This is a genomic window from Thalassotalea eurytherma (assembly GCF_030161415.1).
In the GTDB taxonomy this organism is placed as follows: domain Bacteria; phylum Pseudomonadota; class Gammaproteobacteria; order Enterobacterales; family Alteromonadaceae; genus Thalassotalea_G; species Thalassotalea_G eurytherma.
The window spans coordinates 19,988-38,712 of the sequence record NZ_BSSU01000015.1; the positions used below are offsets into that span (position 1 = coordinate 19,988).

General features: G+C 38.8%; 12 protein-coding genes. 5 read left to right on the forward strand and 7 right to left on the reverse strand.

The annotated features are described in order from the left end of the window. Positions 1–52: 52 nt before the first annotated feature. Positions 53–3,043 (forward strand): ATP-binding protein, encoded by a 2,991-nt coding sequence (locus tag QQK02_RS14445; protein ID WP_284208810.1) that lies wholly within the window; start codon positions 53–55, stop codon positions 3,041–3,043. A gap of 16 nt (positions 3,044–3,059) precedes the next feature. Here the strand turns inward: QQK02_RS14445 and QQK02_RS14450 are convergent, their stop codons facing one another. The 3 genes from QQK02_RS14450 to QQK02_RS14460 all read right to left on the reverse strand — a co-directional run bounded on the left by QQK02_RS14450 (position 3,060) and on the right by QQK02_RS14460 (position 10,182). After that, entirely contained in the window at positions 3,060–6,236 is a 3,177-nt protein-coding gene (locus tag QQK02_RS14450) for a ligand-binding sensor domain-containing protein (RefSeq protein WP_284208811.1), read from the reverse strand. Positions 6,237–6,316: 80 nt separating this feature from the next. Then, a complete protein-coding gene (locus tag QQK02_RS14455) occupies positions 6,317–8,056 on the reverse strand; it encodes a S8 family peptidase (protein ID WP_284208812.1) in 1,740 nt (579 codons plus the stop codon). Positions 8,057–8,352: 296 nt separating this feature from the next. Next, a complete protein-coding gene (locus QQK02_RS14460) occupies positions 8,353–10,182 on the reverse strand; it encodes a S8 family serine peptidase (protein ID WP_284208813.1) in 1,830 nt (609 codons plus the stop codon). Between the two features lie 425 nt (positions 10,183–10,607). Between QQK02_RS14460 and QQK02_RS14465 the strand changes: the two genes are divergently transcribed. After that, complete coding sequence (locus tag QQK02_RS14465) at positions 10,608–12,965, forward strand: S8 family serine peptidase (protein ID WP_284208814.1); 2,358 nt, start codon at positions 10,608–10,610, stop codon at positions 12,963–12,965. A gap of 66 nt (positions 12,966–13,031) precedes the next feature. On the opposite strand, the gene QQK02_RS14470 is transcribed toward QQK02_RS14465, so the two are convergent. From QQK02_RS14470 to QQK02_RS14480, 3 genes are read right to left on the reverse strand one after another with little or no spacing between them, the layout of a single operon-like run. Next, positions 13,032–13,763 (reverse strand): 16S rRNA pseudouridine(516) synthase, encoded by a 732-nt coding sequence (locus QQK02_RS14470; protein WP_284208816.1) that lies wholly within the window; start codon positions 13,761–13,763, stop codon positions 13,032–13,034. A 3-nt stretch (positions 13,764–13,766) separates the two neighbouring features. Next, positions 13,767–14,384, reverse strand: a complete 618-nt coding sequence (locus QQK02_RS14475; RefSeq protein WP_284208817.1) for a 3'-5' exonuclease — start codon at positions 14,382–14,384, stop codon at positions 13,767–13,769. A gap of 22 nt (positions 14,385–14,406) precedes the next feature. Beyond that, on the reverse strand, positions 14,407–14,877 hold the full coding sequence (locus tag QQK02_RS14480) for an FKBP-type peptidyl-prolyl cis-trans isomerase (protein ID WP_284208818.1): 471 nt from the start codon (positions 14,875–14,877) through the stop codon (positions 14,407–14,409). 241 nt (positions 14,878–15,118) lie between these two features. Between QQK02_RS14480 and QQK02_RS14485 the strand changes: the two genes are divergently transcribed. From QQK02_RS14485 to QQK02_RS14495, 3 genes are read left to right on the forward strand one after another with little or no spacing between them, the layout of a single operon-like run. Next, positions 15,119–16,465 (forward strand): DASH family cryptochrome, encoded by a 1,347-nt coding sequence (locus QQK02_RS14485; RefSeq protein WP_284208819.1) that lies wholly within the window; start codon positions 15,119–15,121, stop codon positions 16,463–16,465. A gap of 14 nt (positions 16,466–16,479) precedes the next feature. Next, positions 16,480–16,665 carry a DUF2256 domain-containing protein gene (locus QQK02_RS14490; RefSeq protein ID WP_284208820.1) on the forward strand — a complete coding sequence of 62 codons (186 nt, stop codon included), beginning with the start codon at positions 16,480–16,482 and terminating at the stop codon, positions 16,663–16,665. Continuing rightward, positions 16,649–18,226, forward strand: a complete 1,578-nt coding sequence (locus QQK02_RS14495) for a cryptochrome/photolyase family protein (protein ID WP_284208908.1) — start codon at positions 16,649–16,651, stop codon at positions 18,224–18,226. The genes QQK02_RS14490 and QQK02_RS14495 overlap by 17 nt, the downstream gene beginning before the upstream one ends. Before the next feature lie 103 nt (positions 18,227–18,329). Here QQK02_RS14495 and QQK02_RS14500 read toward each other — a convergent pair whose 3' ends face one another. Next, positions 18,330–18,596, reverse strand: coding sequence for a TIGR03643 family protein (locus tag QQK02_RS14500; RefSeq protein ID WP_284208821.1), 267 nt, complete (start codon positions 18,594–18,596; stop codon positions 18,330–18,332). Positions 18,597–18,725 lie beyond the last annotated feature (129 nt).

Genomic DNA, 18,725 nt, shown 5'->3' on the forward strand with positions numbered 1-18,725 from the left:
CATGGATAAAATAGCTATCATTTGTTGAACAAATTGCATACTAGGATAAAACTTGTCTTTACGAAGTGTTGTTTTTGCCATGATATTGTTAACTGTGGCAATCTTTTTTCCATATTCATTTATTGCGACTGCATTTTCGATTCAAGATTATATGCTCGATAGGGGTGCAATATTCATTGTTCAACTATTTAGTACCTATTTAGCTTGGCTTGCTTTTAAGCGCAGTAAATCGCGTTCATTTAAGCTTTTTTGGCAATACTTATTATTTGCGCTCATAACCGTTTGTATAAGTAATCTATTGTTTAACGATGATGTTCATAAACTTTTCAATGATTTCATCACATTATTTACCTATTTTTTCATATTACTTGCCGTCGAAAGTAACCCTCACTTAAGTAACGTTCCTGAAAGTAAATTTATCAATGGGCGAATGCCATCACTTTTTTTTGCACTTGTTAGTTTTAGCTATTTTATTCTATTGCCTGCGCAGTTTTCACCAGAGGTATACGCTTCTGGTAAACCTACCAAAGTTTTTGACATACTCATTTGTGCATTGATCACCTATCGGTTAGTTATATGTTTAATTGATAGTAAATCGACTTTTTGGCGAGGCTTTTATAGCCCATTAGTGATTAGCAGTTTTGTATTAACCATAGAAAACATAAACGCGTTAGGGGTGATAAATAACACCCCGTTGATTGCAAAGGGTTACATCAACCAATTGCTGGACCTATTGCCTTACTTTTTCTTAGCGATAAGTTCATGTATTGCTCTCAATAATAAAAAAACAATACCCGTGACAGAAAAATCAAACATACCTGAGTTATACATTCTTTTGTTATTGATTCTACCTGCGTCATTCCACCTATATGGTATTGAACAAGCACAATTCTTTATCATTAATTCAAGATTACAATCAGTAGTTGTTTTATCGTGGGCCTGTGTATGTGCGGTTTTGATGACAATTAGTTTACTCAATAAAAGAAGTAAATCTCATCATCAGCAAAGAAGCTTAATGAGAATTCAACAACAAATCGACGACTTAAAAAACACTAATGATTCATTAAAAAGCGCAATCCTTAATAGTGAATCCATCGCGATTGTTAACGCTTCTAACAATGCCATATTAACAACGTCAATTAATGGTGAAATATTATCAGCCAACCCTGCCGCTGTGCAGATGTTTCAAAGTTTAGAGCATGAATTAAAAGGCACGTCAGTAAACCAGCTTTTTGCCCAAAAAGATGAAATGCATTTCTTTTTTGATTATCAAAGTAACGTATATTCTTTACAACGAAAAGAGCTTGGCATATCAGTAGAATGTATGTCTCTTCGGTCTGATGGCACTGAATTCCCAGCACAAGCAGAGTTGCAATGGGCAGAGCGTGCAGATAAACCATTAATCGTGCTTACATTTATTAACTTATCCGCGAGAAAACTTGCTGAGAAACAAGCTTTAGAATCTAAAGACAAGTTCATTGCTAATATTTCCCACGAGTTTCGCACCCCGTTAACCATCATCAATGGCATTATCGACAAACACATTGATCAAGCTATCGATGATCGTGAAAAAGATGATTTGACTACGGCAAAGCGAAATGGTTTAAGGCTTGTACGCATGGTAGAGCAACTCTTAGAACTATCAAGAATTACTGACAACCCACAACTTTCTCTCAATACCTATCGATTAAAGTCGTTGATGACGATGCCGGTTGATTCATTTTGTCAGTTAGCATTGCAAAGTAAATTAACATTTTCTAGCAATATACCTGACAACTTGTGGTTGGAATGCGATGCACAAGCATTCGAAAAAATAATTTTTAACTTACTTGCTAATGCGATTAAATATACGCCCAAAGGTGGCATAGTGCAAGTCAACGCTTACGCTGAACAAGAGACTATTATCATCGATATTATTGATTCTGGCATCGGTATATCTAAGAGTTCACAAGACACAATATTTGAGCGCTTTCAACGAGCAGATGATGTTGAAAACCAGGCAACGTTTGGTGTCGGCATTGGTTTATCTTTGGTCAATGAATTAGTCAAAGCTCATAATTGGCGTATTACGTTAGTGAGTGAGTATGGCCACGGCAGCAAATTTAGTTTATCACTACCTATTGCGAACGCCTTAGCTACAGAACATCAACTTGCCGTTAGCTTATCTGAAAACGAAGTGAGTTCTCTATTGATAGAACAACACAGCACTAAACAAGAGATTGAAAAAGATCATCAACAACAAGTTGTACTAGTCATTGAAGATAATTTGGATATGCAAAGTCATATCAAGCAGGTGATTGAGCAACAACACCACTGTATTTTAGCTGGCAGTGGAGAGCATGGATTAACACTTGCGCAAGAGTACATTCCTGATCTGATTGTATGTGATTTAATGTTGACGGGCATTGACGGTTTTGAAGTATTAACAGAATTGAAAAACAATGACATTACCGCACATATTCCTGTTATTTTATTAACTGCTCGTTCAGATCTGGAAAGCAGACTTCAAGGTCTCAATCTCAATGCTGACGAATATCTCAGTAAGCCATTTAACCAAAATGAATTATTGATCAGAATTCAAAACTTAATAAATAACAGAATACAATTGCAAGGTCGCTACCTCGCACAATTTACCGAAGAACAAAAAGCGGAAAAACACTTTGCTTGCCAAGAAAATGCCAATCGACTTTCTACGAGCGATAGTAATCAGCTAAATGCCGAAGAGAAATTTTTAACAAAATTAGAGAATCTAATCGCAAAACATTATGCAGAGCAAGAGCTTGATATAACCTTCCTCGCCAATAACTTGGCTATGAGTGAACGACAATTACAAAGGAAGATAAAAGTTATTTTGGGCACTACGCCAAATAACTTTATTAAAGAGTTCAGGATTAAAAAAGCAAAACAAATGTTAAGTAATGGCTCGCAGATAGGTCGCATCGCATTGGATGTTGGGTTTTCCTCACAAACATATTTCGGGCGCTGTTTTAAAGAAGTTACAGGACAAACCCCCAAGCAATTTCAACAAGAAATAACAAAATAAATAACAGGAAAAACCGCTATTTACTTTGTTTTAGTTTCACCAATTTAGCGAGTTCATCAATATTCGTTTGTTTAATGACTTCCAAATAATCAAACGGACGCACTTTGGGACCATATAGCCCAAGCCACTTAGTTTGCTGTTGTTGGGTTATCGATATAGCATGCTCTGTAATAACACTCACTTGATCCCAAGATAGAGCCATTGGTTGTTCAAAATCAAACGGATAAAAAGTATATGCTATATTGGCATTTAAACGACTTCCAAGTACTTGCTGATAACGTGTAGAAAGCCGCTCGGCAAGCTCTAGTGCATTATTTTCTTTTTCATAACCAATAACGACAAACGTATCTTCTGCCCATTTGATCACCAGGTCGTCACTATTTCGGCTGTAAAGCAGAAAATCTGCAAGGTTTACCATTTGGCTACTTGGCACCGTTTCTTGGCCCGTCACTTTAACCATGATCAAATATAAGCGCGGTAGTATATTTCGTTGTACAGGTAATATATTTTCATGAATTTGCGACATCAATTGACCCGCTTGTTCAATATAAATATCTAAGTATCTCCTACTCTTAACGCCTGTCACTTTATCTACTGTAGCTGCATCTTCAAGTAGTCTATTGGCATGTTCAAGCTCATGATTTTTTTGAATGAATTCATTGGTTTTCTCATCAATTTGTTGCTTAAGAAACTCCTTTTGTTGTTGTTCTGCTAGTAATTTCCTATTTAATACTCTTGAGTAGGTCAATAATATAACGGCAACGATTAGCGCATAGAGTAGATAAGCCCACCAAGTATTCCAAGGTGCCGGTAAAACATTAATCTTGAGCTTGAGTCCTGGGTTACTCCAATTAGCTTGATTAATACCGGCAATAATTTCCAACTGATATTCACCTGAAGGTAAGTTGGTATAAGTTGCACGGCGAGACTTTCCTGCATCAATCCATGCTTCATCAAAACCTTTTAGACGATATCGGTATTTTGTTGACTCAGGGGAGGCATAATTTAGCCCTACATATTCAAACGATACGATTTGGTCTTGATAAGTTAGCGTTAGCTCTGTTAATTCAGATAAAGGAACAGGTAAGGACATCTGCTCATTAAGTTTAAGAATATTCGTTAAACGTACTTCAGGTGGTTTAATTGTCATATCAACCTGCTCTGGAGAAATGCTGTTAAAGCCTTTTCCTGAGCCAAAATACAAGGTATTGTCATGTCCTTTATAGGCAGAGCCATGTGTAAACTCTAAATCAATTAACCCATGATTAAGACCAAAATGTTTAAAGGTTTTAGTTCTTTTAGAGTATCGTGAAATCCCCTTACTCGTGGTGAACCAAATATCGCTATTTAAGTCCTGCAAAATGCCATAAATCGTCATACTTTTCATGCCATCACTAGCGTTCAACTGACTAAACTCAAAGACATTTTTTTCTCTATTTTCTTTGGAGAGAATATTTAAGCCTGTCGCTTGTGTTCCAATCCAAAGATCGCCTATATCGTCAAGCAACATGATCCACGTAAAATCATCAGATAAACTCAATGGATCACTTGTTTTGTGCTGAATATGAGTAAATCTATTTGTTTTTGGCTCTAATCTATTTAAGCCTCCGCCAAAAGTAGCAACCCAAATAGCGCCTTGTTCATCTTCTAACAATTGCAGAATATGGTTACTACTTGGTCCTAATTCAGGTGTTTCAGCATTTTTAACATATCGAGTAAAAGTACCATTAGCGTTTAGCCTATTTAAACCAAAATGAAAAGTGGATACCCATAGAGTACCTGCAGAGTCCTTGATAATATCTGTCACACTATTAGCAGAAAGCGACATATCGTCGTTTTCATCATGTTGGTATTTAGTTACTTTTTCTGTTTCAAGTTCAACTTCGAATAATCCTGAAGCTCTAGTGCCAACCCACAACTTTCCTTCATCAGCAAATAAACTCATCACTCTCAGCTCACCAAAGTAGCCATTAAAGGGCAATTTAGATATCGCTTGGTCATGTGTGGACAATTTATATAGCCCGCCAGCATAGGTACTGAAAATGATATGCTCTGAATCAAATTGCGTGAAGCTTGTCACATTGTTATTTTCAAGCTCTGGATTCGTGTGAGAACTATACTGTCTGAACGTTGCGATATTGGGATCCCAACGACTAACCCCTGTAAATGTACCGACCCACATCATCGAGTTAGCATCTTCGAAAAACGTTAATATATAGTCATTGCTTAAACTAAATGGATTTTGCGGTGAGTGCCGATGATGACTAAAGATTTGTTCGCGATGATTATAGATTGAAAGGCCGTTATCAGTAGCAACCCAAATATTACTTTCGCTATCTTGATAGATATGATTAATCGTATTACTACTAACATCTGTCTCGTTAGCTGTATCGAATTGATAGTGCTTAAATGAATCAGTTTCTGCGCTATACCTTAATAAGCCGTTATTTTCTGTTCCTATCCATACCCTCCCCTGATTATCTGAAAATAAGGTACTGACAAATTTATTTACGTATTGGCTTTTGTTGCTATCTCCATACTTAACCGATTTAATAAAATTACCATGTAAATCAAAAACTGAAATACCACCGCCATTTGTTCCTACCCATATATAGTTATCGAATGTTTGGGTAATCGCATGAATCGTATTATGGGTTAAGCTATTTGGATTGCCTAGCTGTTGATGAATTTGCTTTACTCGCCAAATATCATTTTCTTTAAATAAGATATTGAGTCCATTCGCGGTCCCCACCCATAAGCTACCGTTTTTGTCTTCAAAAATAGCATTGATCGTGTCATTAGTGAGTGCTTGGCTTTCAGTTTTAGTCGAAAAATGGGTGAAATCTTGCGTTGATTCACGAAATAAATTCAGGCCACCGCCAAAAGTACCTACCCATAACTCTCCATCTTTGCTGACTAATAAACGACTAATAACATTTGAGCTCAAGGAGTTCTTGCTATTGTCATCATGATGAAAACTCACTGTCTGATAACCATCAAAACGATCAAGACCTTCTGATGATCCGAACCACATAAATCCATCTTTATCTTGTGCTATTGCTCTAACAAAGCTATAGGACATTGGGTTATCAACGCCAAAGTTTTTAAACCGTTTAATTTCCTGAGCAAAAGAACTCAATGAAACTGCCAGGCTAACAATCAAACAAAATGTAGATAAATTTAATAGACTCATACTGCAAGCCCTCTAGAAAACGAGATAACTATATACATGAAAAAAAGCCATTGAATCAATCAATGGCTTTTGACGTAATGTTATTGTGGGTCAACCCAGTGATTTATGCTAATTGGAGCGGCCTCAGGATCATCAAGATTTAGGCGCCAAATTACGGCATCGGTTTCTAAGTTCAAACGCCAAATTACGGCATCAGTTTCAAAGTTTAAGCGCCAAATCACAGCGTTTGTTTCAAAATCTAAACGCCAGATAACTGCATCGGTAGAAGCTGAATTCCTCCAGTCCATTGGATTATCATCATAATTCAGTCTCCAAATTACAGCATCACCTGATAGTGAACTATCATTGACACGCCAAACATATTCCTCACCTAGGCCTTCAACATAAAAGTTACCATCTTCATTGATGTTGGCTGGACCGTAGAAATGTTTTTCTCCGGCTAAATCTTTTTGAATATCAAGTGATTGATTAGCACAACCAGAGGCCGTACTTTTAAGCGCATCTTTTGCATTAACAAGGCCTGAGCCTTGTTGAAAGACACTATAAGCTAACTTACCTTCTGGCGTCATAGCGGTGTGAGCACTATCAATGAGTCGGCACTTAACTTCATCAGGCGTTAAGCTAGGATCTTGAGATATCATTAAAGCAGCTACGCCTGAAACCACAGCTGCTGCTTGTGACGTACCTGACATTTCAAAATACTTTCCTCCATCATGATACTCTGGGTGTTGCATCACAATTTGTGTGTCGTATGCCATTAACCCAGATACATGACCACCTGGAGCCACCAATTCAGGTTTCACAAAACCTGCTGGCGTTGGGCCAGCAGCACTGAAGGTTGCTATTATGTCATCTTGAACATTGGTCTCAGTGAAGTTATCCGTCATTGCACCAACAGTTATAATATAAGGAACGTTGCCTGGGACACCGATGGTCATTGGGTCTGGGCCGTTATTACCAGCAGATGCAACAACAACAATTCCCTCTTGCCATGCTTTCATAACCGCTTGGTTTAACGGATCATCCCAGTAATACGAGCGCTGCTGACCACCAAAAGACATATTTAAAACTCTTAAGTTTATTTTATCTTTGACTTGAATCGCCCAATCAATACCTCTAATCACGTCCGCGTATGTTGCTTTTCCGTCTGAGTCAAACGCTTTAATACCGACTGCAGCTGCATTAGGAGCAACCCCATAAATATTGCCATAAACATCATAATCAGCATTAACAGCGACACTTGCTACATGTGTTCCATGGCCACTTTCTTCATTACTGTAGTTGCTGATCGTGTTATTTATTGCATCATAAGTTCCCCAAAACTTGTCATAGCCATATAAATCGGTTGATAAACCTAATCCTGAAGACGTGCCTTGTAATGCATCAATGCCGGTATCTAAAAAACCGATTGTTACGCCATCACCAAAATTTCTAGTCATATGAGCATAATCAGCATCGATATAAGAAGGGACAACAGCCTTTGGTTGCCATTTTCTTTTGCCCCATGCGTTACCGCCAGAAAGCTCAACACTGAAATTTTTCGTTATTTGAAAAGCACCTAATTTTGCAATTTTTTCTCGCTCATAAGTCGTTAAGTCAACGGCAACTGCACTTATAATGTCTAACTTGTGACTAGGTGTTAAACCAAGCGTATCCATCGTTTGTTGTAACAACGCCGTATCATGACTTTTTACAATATATGAATCACGATCTATAGCATCAGGAGAGCTAGAAAATGATTTAATAAGCCATACTGATGAAGCGACTGCAGCAACCAGTGAATATAGGCCAGCTTGTTTAAATGTAAGTCTGTTTAACATGAGGACTCCCTTATACCTAATACTTTATTAATGTAATTTAATTTAATTTTCAAAACATTAGGGCAATAAGTTTTATTCTTTCAACTTAAGAAAAGATACTAACATGATTTGTTAATATTTTGTAACAAATCATATTTGGTGGCGCAAGAAGCATCACACGCTTGTCACAATAGCTTTAATAGCTGTTCCTAAAGAAAGAAATGCCATACCCTAAAACAAAATATCCAGTCCACCAAAGTGGACTGGATAAAAGTACTTTAAAGGAACTACATAAAGTACTTATTAACTCCGTAAATTTATAAGTTTACGGTTACTTCAGCAGAGCAATTTGTCGAGTCTTGGTCGCATACTTTATATGTCAAAGTGCCTGAAGACTTAAAGCTATCTCGGTAACTACCGTCATTAGTTGTTGTTCTTAGTAGAGAACCATTACGAAAGATGTCAACACTAGCTGTAGATGCACCAGTCCAACTTAAATCTACGTAATTTCTTCCTTTTGCACGACCTGTAGCTGTATCTAAGGAAATGTCACCAGAAGGAGGAGGAGTTACACCGCCGCCACATCCATTAGCGGTTAAGTAATCATGAGCGGCTTTTGCTTTCACAATACCGTAGCCAAAATAGACATCATTGCCAGCAGCACCGTTATCTTGCGCTGTCGCTTTTAATGCCTCTCGAATGTCAGTACCACTACAGCCATTATGGTTAGACCACACTAAAGCAGCGATACCTGATACAGCAGGCGTGGCCATCGATGTGCCGCTCATAAAACCATAATCACTTGTACCAATATTAATCGTTGCATTACTCGCAGAAATTAACGCGCTTCTATCTTCGAATGCAGCACCAACGGCAGGAATTGACGTTGCGTTAGCATCACCTAATGTACCAAATAACATGCCAGCTTCGTTGTTTACGATAATTGCGCCAACCCCACCAGAGTTTTCACAATTAAGCACTTTGTCATAGAAAGAGATAGCACCACGATCTATCACACAAATATTACCATTGGCACTCGAATCGACTGTTTCAGCTGTTCCCATAAAGTAAACAGAACCAGAAATGTTACCGGCATTTTCCATTGACGAAGATGCAAAGGCTTGACCATCAGCACTCATAGATGAACTTGTCGCCATTCCTGCAGGGTATGTTGACAATGTATCTACACCGCCGGCTGTAACTTCTACACAAATAGTTTCATCGGTAATCGTTGTTCGGTTTTTGCCACGTCCTGTAGTCACTTCACAGCTAGGAAATTGCGAGAAGTCCGCAATATCGTTGTTGTTATCATTAGCACCAATCATCATGACTGAAGAGTAACCTGCTGGATATGAGCGAACAGAATTTCCGTCATTACCTGCTGCAGCCAACACTAAACCACCAGCCTCTGTAAATGATTTAAAGGCGTTTTCTTCAGTACTATTAGCACCGCCACCACCAAGGCTCATACTAATAATATTTGCTCCCGCATCAGCACATTTATCTGCTGCATGTGCAAGATCAGATGAATATCCCCAACCTTCAGCGTTAAATACTTTGATAATGTGCATATCAACACCAGGTGCCATACCCACAACACCAACATTATTATCTGCAGCACCAATTGTACCAGCTACGTGAGTGCCATGAGGGCCACCATGTTCGTCCCAGTTTCCGGTACCTGAATCGTTGTCACCAGTAATATTTCCCCAAACAAAATCTTGGTTAGAGCGATCTAATCCAGAATCAATTACACAAACTTTCATACCGGCATTGGCTGCAAAAGAAACTTGGTTAGCCTCCGATTGATATAACGCGTAAGGTGTCAGCTGCTCCACCATTGCATTACCTAGATCATCACTATATGCAGAGAAAGGTATGCGACGATGGTCTTCTTCAATAACTTGTACATGAGGGTTGTTCAATAACCCTTTAACGTCACTAAGGCTCTTGCCTGTAAAAGATGCTGCAAAAAAGCCATTACCATCAACTTTTAATTCACCACCAAGTTGTTTTGCAAGCGCTTTAACAACGCCTTTTTTACTTTCATCAACTTTAATGATGTATCTATCATCAGCAGCTTGTGCTGAAAAAGCGAGTGTTAAAGCGGTTGCTAATGCCGTTGTTGTAAGCTTAGTCATTTTCATTTTTATACCTCTCTCTAAAGTAAATCACTTTGTATTTTTCTATGTGTTTTTAGGTTGTGATTTAACTTTTTGACATGTTTTTGTAAGCACTTTGTCGTGCATGCGATATTGGCTTTTCGCCTCCCTTGATTCGATACTATCAGCTACCAAAGGGACCCCTAGTAGAAATGCGACAGGATTTAGTACAAAAACGACACATCTAAAGCATCTCATTTTAAAACAATCACTTATCAGAAAACTTTAATTTATTCCTGTCGTTTTTTTTATAAATTGTGTCTTAAATTTACTAGGAAGAATCCATCAAACCCCGCAACCTGATAGTCGCTGTTTTGAGCAATCAAAAACAGCAAAAAACACAATTATAAGTACCAACCTACAACGTAATGTTGTAGCTAAAAGTACAATTACGATGGAGATACTGTCAGATGAAAAATAATCAACGGTTAATGCTAAGTGTATTAACAACCTCATTAGCATTAGCAAGTGCCACCGCAAATGCGGCACCACAAAACCAGCTAAAACAAGCTGAAGAAAGTAATGTGCAAACATCAAACTTTGCTCAGTGGAGAGCACAGGAAAAATTAGACAGGCAAGATCAAACCGATCGCTTGATCATTACATTCAAAGATAAGAAGCAAGGCAAAGTTGTGCCTCCAGGTTTAGCCAAAAAAATTGGTTTAAATTTAAAGCATGTAAAAATTCTAAAAAATAATAGTCATGTTATTGCCTTAGATGAAATGCATTCGATCAAGGATATTGAAAAGTTCATTGAAAAATTACGCAAACACCCTTCAGTTGAATCAATTGAACCTGATTACCAGCGTTTTTTAATGGCACAAAATCAACCTTGGGGAATCAGTAGAACACAGTCTGACCAAGTGTCTGATAATGATGCAGCCAATATGACGGTTTGTATTATTGACTCAGGATATCAACAATCTAACCCGGACTTAAATGCGAATAATGCATCAGGTACTAATAATTCAGGAACAGGTAACTGGTATCAAGCGGGTGGGTCGCATGGTACACATGTTGCTGGAACAATTGCTGGTGTTAATAATAGTGAAGGTGTTGTAGGTGTTATGCCAAACACAAATGTAAACCTTCATATAATTAAGGTATTTAATGAAAGTGGCTGGGGTTATTCAGGTGATTTATCTGATGCCGTAGATAGCTGTGTAAACAATGGTTCTAAAGTCATCAATATGAGTTTAGGTGGCGCCGGCTCATCAAATACAGAAAGAAATGCGCTCCAAGCTGCTGCGAATCAGGATGTATTACTTATAGCAGCTTCTGGTAATGACGGTAATTCAACGCTTTCATATCCAGCTTCCTATGACTCAGTCATGGCTGTAGGTGCGTTAGATAGTAATAATCAACATGCTGAATTTTCTCAATACACCAGCCAAGTCGAAATTTCAGCACCAGGTGAAGCAGTCTTATCTACAGTAGCAGGCGACGGTCGATTAGGCTTTATCAGCTTAGGGTCGACAACTTACGGTAATGACTTTGTTGTTCCACAAACGCGCTATGTGCAAAGTGGTAGTAGCTTTGTTGTGAACAATATCAACGGAAACGCAAGTGGTGAATTGGCTAGCTGTACCATATCAGGCAGCAGTTACAGCTGTAATAACGTAAATGGCAATATTTGTTTAGCTGAGCGTAATGATAATCAAAAAGGTAGTAATTACCCTGAGATAAACCCTGCAAAAGCTTGTGCAGACGCAGGTGCTGCCGCTGTTATCGTATACGGTAATAACGAACGCCCAGGTTTGCAAAATCCATTTTTAGTCGATGCAAATGCTGATGTTACCGTACCGACAGTGTCTGTTGATAGAGCGCTTGGTCAACAACTAATGACACAATTAGGTAGCACTGCAACTGTAACCATAAACGGTTCACAAGACTATGCTTATTACAATGGTACGTCGATGGCAACACCACATGTAGCAGGCGTTGCGGCACTAGTTTGGAGTAACAATATTAGCTGTAGTGCAACTGAAGTACGTAACGCACTAAAAAATACAGCAATTGATTTAGACACAGCAGGGCGAGACGACAAAACAGGTTACGGCTTGGTTCAAGCAAAAGCAGCATCTGATGCATTAGCAGCATCTTGTAGCGGAACGACAGAGCCACCAGTAACAGGTAACACGTTAGAAAATGGTGTAGCAAAAACTAATTTAGCATCAAGTACTGAGCTAAGTTTCACGATGGAAGTACCATCGGGAGCGACAGATCTTACATTTGACATGACTGGTGGTACAGGTGACGCAGATTTATACGTTAAGTTTGGCTCGGCACCAACATCAAGCAGCTACGATTGCCGCCCATATAAAAATGGTAATGTAGAAAGCTGTCCAATATCTAATGTTCAAGCAGGCACATACTATGTAAAAGTTGTCGCTTATAGTGCGTTTAATGGTGTTAGCTTAACGGGCTCGTTTACTGAACCTAGCACAGGTGGTGGCGGTGCTACAGGTGGCAGTTCTTCTGTAACTGATATTAGTGTATCTCGAAGACAGTGGCAGTATTATACAATCGATATTCCGACGGGTATGTCATCATTAGACTTTACGATGAGTGGTGGTACAGGTGATGCAGATCTTTACATCAGACAAGGCAGCCAACCAACATCATCTCAATACGATTGTCGCCCTTATAAAAGCGGCAACAATGAGTCGTGTTCATTTAACAACCCTGCCTCTGGCACATGGCATATCGGCATATATGGCTATTCTGCAGCAAATGGTGTTGACTTAAATGTAGTTTATACCCCTTAAAATCATTCATCCCTGAACAGATGACAAAGGGCTCCAATGGGAGCCCTTTTTATCACATGAGTATTATCAATGAATCATTAAAAAAATTAAAGCCACTTCTTCCTTTGTTAGGTCACGACTTGCACCTAACGCTAGGCTATCCGCTAAAACTAAGTTCCCTACTGCATAGCGGTGTAAACCAACAACAGGGTTTCTAAAGCGACCAAACATACGCTTAATTTGATGATAACGACCTTCTGTTAGCATGACATGAGCGACATGACTCGACACTATTGAAAGCTTAGCAGGCTTAGTTGTGATGCCTTCATAGTCAAAATACATACCTTGTTGAAACGCCGCAATATAGTCAGTTGAAATTGGATTTTCTAACGTAACGCGATAGTGTTTTTCTATTTTTTTCTCTGGCGAGGTAACTCTACTTGACCAACGACTATCGTTTGTTAACAGCACAAGCCCTGAGGTATTTAAATCTAATCGTCCAACAATATGTAAGCTGTTTGCGATTTCATCACCATAGTTATCTCGGATTAAATCTATCACTGTAATGTGCTTATCATCCTTAGTGGCACATACTACACCAACAGGCTTGTGAAGCATGATGTAATGAGGTTGGTTATCTTGTATCGAAACACCATCGAGGGATATTTGTGAAAAAAAATGGATGATTACACTTCCATCATTCACAATATGATCGTCAACCAGCACTTTCCCTTGAGCAAGCTTTAGTTTTATCTCGCGTTTGCTCAAATCGGTATTAACAACTAAAAACCTATCAAGTCGTTGATGGGATATAGACATCTACTATTGCTCGCTAAGCAGCTTGTCAATTTGTGCTTTAGGCGTTTTCGATAACTTTTTAACAAGTGAAAATGGTACCTCAGTCAATCCAGTTTTGATTTTTATATCATCTAGCATGGCTAACCATAATTGCGTCGTCATTTCGGCATCAAAAAGCGCTCTATGGTAATTACCATCGGCGGCAATATTTTTGTATCGAACTAACGTCCCGAGTTTATGATTAGGTGCATCCTGATAGAGCCTTCTCGATAGCAATAAGGAACAACCAAATTCGCCATTGTAGTTTCGATTAATCAACGACAACTCTGCATCTAGAAACTTTTGGTCAAAAGACGCGTTGTGGGCAATTAGGTGATGATCCTCAATAAAGTCGGCAAAATCTTGCATCACTACCTCATTTGACTGAGCTGTTCGCAACATTTGATTTGAAATACCAGTGTAGTTTTCAATAAACGCATTGATAGGGCGCCCGGGGTTCATTAACGCTTGAAAACGAGAATGGATTTTGCCCTGCTCTATTTTTACTGCGCCAATCTCAATCGCCCTATCTCCTTGCAAAGGCGACAGCCCAGTGGTTTCAAAATCGAGAATAACAAGCTTATCTGCGTTCGTACTTTTCATGCTTACAATGACTGCCTAAAGGTTAGTGAATCGCTAATAACTCAACATCAAAAATAAGTAATGATCCTGGTGTTACTTTGCCTGCACCTTTATTTCCATAAGCGAGTTTGGCTGGAATAAACAGACGTACTTTATCGCCAACCACCATTTTCTGCACACCTTCAGTCCAACCTGAGATCACTTGATTTAGTCCAAAACTAATTGGCTCGCCTCGGTCAACAGAGCTGTCGAATACGGTGCCATTTAATAAGGTACCGTGATAATGAACTTGCACTTTATCTGTTGCTGTTGGGTGCTGCTCTCCATCACCTTTTTGCAATACCTTATATTGCAGGCCCGAAGCCGTCTCAATGACACCCTCTTCAGTAACATTTTTATTGAGGAACGCAGTCGCTAAACGCTGATTTTCTTCAACAAGCTCTTTATTATTCGTGCTACGTTGAAAAGCAACATATGCAATAACCACCAATAAAATAACAACAATAAACTTCATATTTTGCCCAGCTTTATTCTTTAATAAATTTTTAGAAAGAGAGTTTATCTTATCCTGAAGAAAAACGTGACAATAATCTAAATTTTGCCATAGGCAGTTAATTGAAAAAGTAACGGACCAACCTACCTAAAAAAATTTACCATGCTTGAAGGATCAAAATAGCAAAACTAAGCGTATAAGAATAAAAGGAATGTTTAACGAATAACACCTGTGTTCTATAACTCTATTTAGGTGACGAAAAATGGCAGCGCTATATTGGTTTACACAAGATTTACGTATCAGCGATAACAAAATACTCGATGGCTTCCTCGCAAGCGATGCTCCTCGATATGCATGTTACTTTGTTAACCCAAATTGGATAACGACTAGCGAGTCGGCTATGGGAAAGGCCCGATGGCTATTCTTAAAACAATCTCTTTGCCAGCTAAAAGCTTCACTATCAGAGTACGGAGTACCGTTGCTAATCGTGATAGGAAACCCTACTGAATTACTTCCGGCTTTAGCAAAAAAGTTAAAAATTAGCTCATTATGCTTTTCTAATCCAGTTGGCTTTAATGAATCCAAGCAAATTTCAGCGATTAGAAAAGCACTTCCTAACATCATGTTTAAAGATCATTGGAGCCATACCTTGTTCGACCAAACATTGATTCAAGACATTGGTGGCGTCAATAAGAGCTTTTCTGCGTTTAAGAAAACGCTAGAGGCAAGTGCGGTAATAGAAAAATTAGATAACTCGGCAATAGAAAATACTCAATGCTTAAACGATAAGGCTTGGTTGAATGAAAGCGACATCACTATCTCTTATATCGACTCTCTTTATGAGACTAGCCAACCTCTATCTATAAGAGCCAACAATCAAGAGATTATTGGCGGGTGTCAATCAGGACTCAAACACTTAAAAGAGTACTTTGCATCGGGTGCTATCAGTCATTACAAACAAACACGAAACGATCTTCATGGCTATAGAAGAACCTCACTTTTTAGCCCTTGGTTAGCAAATGGTAGTTTAAGCCCTCGCCAAGTATGGCAAGGGATTGTTCGTTATGAAAAAGAATATGAACAGAATGATTCGACATACTGGCTAAAATTCGAACTTCTCTGGAGAGAATACTTTCAGTGGAGCGCTGTTGAACAAGGTGTTCAGCTTTTTACGTTTAAAGGATTGAGTAACTCTGCACCAAAAACAAGCTTCTACCCTGAACGTTACGCCAAATGGTGCTCAGGAAACACGCCATACCCTCTCGTAAACGCCTTGATGAATCAGTTAAATAGAACTGGCTTTATGTCGAATCGGGGAAGGCAAATTGTCGCTAGTTGCTTTGTCAATGAGCTCCACCTTGATTGGCGCTTTGGTGCAAAGTATTTCGAAAAACATTTAATCGATTATGACGTCGCAAGCAATTGGGGAAATTGGCAATATATTGCAGGTGTGGGCAAAGATCCTAGAGGTGGTAGGAAATTCAATATAACCAAGCAAGCAGAACTTTATGATAAAGATGGCGAATTTACCTCATGTTGGGGTGGCTATGAAAACACGCTGCCTCTTGATTCGGTTGATATTGCTGGCTGGCCATTAGAAACCCAGTAAGCGTTGCACCTTTGATGAATCGAGATAGAGAGCCTAAAGCCAGAGGAAAAAATACACTTCCTTTAAAAACATGCCCAATATGCTCAAAAGAGTTCAACTGGCGAAAAAAGTGGCAACGAGATTGGCAACATGTCGTTTATTGCTCAAAACGTTGCCAACGAAATAAAAGTAGAGATATCGTCAATGTACAACCGCACTGAAAAACTTCGACTGATTCTGGGTGATCAACTTAATGCCGCTCACCCTTGGTTTCAAGAAGTAGATAAAAACTGTACTTATATTGTTGCAGAGCTTCATCAAGAAGCTACCTATGCCAAACACCACATTCAGAAAATCCAAGCTTTTTTTTCTGCAATGGCAAACTTTGCTCAAGCACTCACCTCTCGTGGTCATCAAGTTATCTACCTAACGCTAGATGACACAGCTCAATTCGAAGACTTAACTGATTTATTGCAAAACTATATAGGCAGCCACACAACACAATTTGAGTACCAGCAACCCGATGAGTACCGGCTTTCAGTGCAACTAAAGGAGTTTTGCGTTGGTCTAAGCAAAAGTAAAATCAAAACGGAGTGTGTTGATAGTTATCACTTTCTATTACCTCATGAAGAATTGAGTAAACATTTTAAGGCGAATACAAGCCATAGAATGGAGTTTTTCTATCGATACATGCGAAAACGCTTCAATATTTTAGTCGATGAGAATGATCAGCCTGCTAACGGACAATGGAATTTTGATCAGAAAAATCGTCAGAAGCTAAAAAAACAAGACTTATCAAGTATTCCATTACCTCTAATATTTTCGAATAACGTAAAGGAGATTAACGAGCGTATTGAACGTCATAATATTAAGACAATCGGAAAAAGCTCAAATGAACTTTTGTGGCCAATTAATCGACAGCAGAGCAATGAATTGCTGCATTATTTTTGTAAAAATTTACTATCAAAATTTGGTACTTTTCAAGATGCAATGACCCACAAAGCTGACGATGCCATCACAAGAAAACAGTGGAGTTTGTATCATGCAAGGCTATCGTTCTCATTAAATAGTAAAATGCTTTCGCCACAACATGTAGTCAATACAGTTTTAGACCATTACCAAAAAAACGCTGATGTCAGCATTGAACAAGTAGAAGGGTTTATTCGTCAAATCATAGGGTGGCGAGAATTTATCAGGGGAATGTATTGGGCCAATATGCCGCACTATACAACAAAGAACCATTTAAACGCTAAAAACAACTTGCCTGATTGGTTTTGGACTGCAGATACCAAAATGAACTGTCTACATCATGCCATTAGCCAATCACTTGAATTTGGCTATGCACATCACATCCAAAGATTAATGATCACTGGGAATTTTTGTCTAATCGCAGGCATAGCACCCCAGCAAGTAGACACATGGTATTTAGGCATTTATGTCGATGCCATTGAGTGGGTAGAACTGCCCAATACGCGAGGAATGAGTCAATTTGCTGATGGTGGCCTGATAGCTTCAAAAGCATACGCGGCTAGTGGTAACTACGTGAACAAAATGAGTGATTATTGCCCCCAGTGTTTTTATTCAGTAAAGGAAAAGTCTACAGAAAATGCATGCCCATTAAATAGCCTGTATTGGTACTTCATGAACAAGCATCAACCGTTATTTTCATCAAACCCAAGACAGGCAATGGTCTATAGAAACTGGCAGAAACTAAACGTAGAGGCTCAGTCTGACATACTAAACCGGGCTCAACATTATCTGAATAATATCGACAACTTGTGAGAGGTTTCTACCCAGAAGGGCCAATCAAAATCATCAAATTGTTCGATGCAGTAATTGACATATTAAAGCGGTAATAGCATAGCGCTCAATGAAAGTGACCCTATCACTTTTTATTTGCCGATGAAAATTTATATTGGCTAGGGCAATGGGAGCGAGAAACATTATTCCCTCTTAATGCAACGTGTTTCGTCTTGCGCCCTGACACTCTTTTGCGCCAACGGAAAAATGATTTAGGCTTCAACACTTGCCTCATAAAGGTAATAAGCTCTCCTTCATTCAAACCATACAATAACGCTATCGCTTCAAATGGTGTTCTATCTTCCCAAGCCATTTCAATGATACGCGACTGTTCATCTAATGAGTACGTCATGTTTACCCTTGTAGCCACAATGTTATGTTTACTAATCGTAACCTTGCTACGTTGCACAACCACCTTTAGATCAACAAATGTAACACTATCACACTTATCTCTTATTTATGTTCGTTGAACGCATTAGTA